1 protein-coding gene is annotated in these 1,059 nt (G+C 60.8%); it reads left to right on the plus strand.

Annotated elements, in window-relative coordinates; all coding sequences use genetic code 11:
- Window positions 1-1,059 (plus strand): photosystem II D2 protein (photosystem q(a) protein) (gene psbD, locus GG26_RS13630; protein WP_414391180.1); only part of this gene is annotated, 1,059 nt, incomplete at its 5' end.

Raw genomic sequence — 1,059 nt, forward strand, 5'->3', positions numbered from 1 at the left:
ATGACCATCGCAGTAGGGCGCGCGCGCCAGGAGCGAGGATGGTTCGACATCGTCGACGACTGGCTCAAGCGCGACAGATTCGTGTTTATCGGCTGGTCGGGGCTGCTGCTGTTTCCTTGCGCCTATTTGGCCCTGGGCGGCTGGCTGACCGGCACCACGTTTGTAACCTCTTGGTACACCCACGGGTTGGCCAGCTCCTACCTGGAGGGGTGCAACTTTTTGACGGTGGCCGTGTCCACCCCCGCCGACAGCATGGGGCACAGCCTGCTGCTGCTGTGGGGCCCGGAAGCCCAGGGGGACTTTACCCGCTGGTGCCAGATTGGCGGGCTGTGGACCTTTGTGGCCTTCCATGGGGCGCTGGGCCTGATTGGCTTTATGCTGCGGCAGTTTGAGATTGCCCGGCTGGTGGGGGTGCGGCCCTACAACGCCATTGCCTTCAGCGCGCCGATTGCCGTGTTTGTGAGCGTGTTTTTGATTTACCCGCTGGGGCAGAGCAGTTGGTTTTTCGCGCCCAGCTTTGGAGTGGCGGCGATTTTTCGGTTTTTGCTGTTTTTCCAGGGGTTCCACAACTGGACGCTGAACCCGTTCCACATGATGGGGGTGGCCGGCGTGTTGGGTGGAGCGCTGCTGTGTGCCATCCATGGGGCGACGGTGGAGAACACGCTCTACAAGGATGGGGAAGCGGCGAGCACGTTTCGGGCATTTGAGCCGACGCAGGCGGAAGAGACGTACTCGATGGTGACGGCGAACCGCTACTGGAGCCAGATTTTTGGGATAGCGTTTTCCAACAAGCGGTGGCTGCACTTTTTCATGTTGTTTGTGCCGGTAACGGGATTGTGGCTGTCGAGCATTGGTGTGGTGGGGTTGGCGCTGAACCTGCGGGCGTATGACTTTATCAGTCAGGAGACGCGGGCGGCGGAAGACCCTGAGTTTGAGACGTTCTACACGAAGAACATTTTGCTCAACGAGGGGATTCGGGCCTGGATGGCGCCGCAGGACCAGCCGCACGAGCGCTTTGAGTTCCCCGAGGAAGTCCTGCCCCGCGGCAACGCGCTCTAA

The organism is Synechococcus sp. 'PEA 65AY6A-5F PE A', from assembly GCF_047462575.1.
Classification (GTDB): Bacteria; Cyanobacteriota; Cyanobacteriia; order Thermostichales; family Thermostichaceae; genus Thermostichus.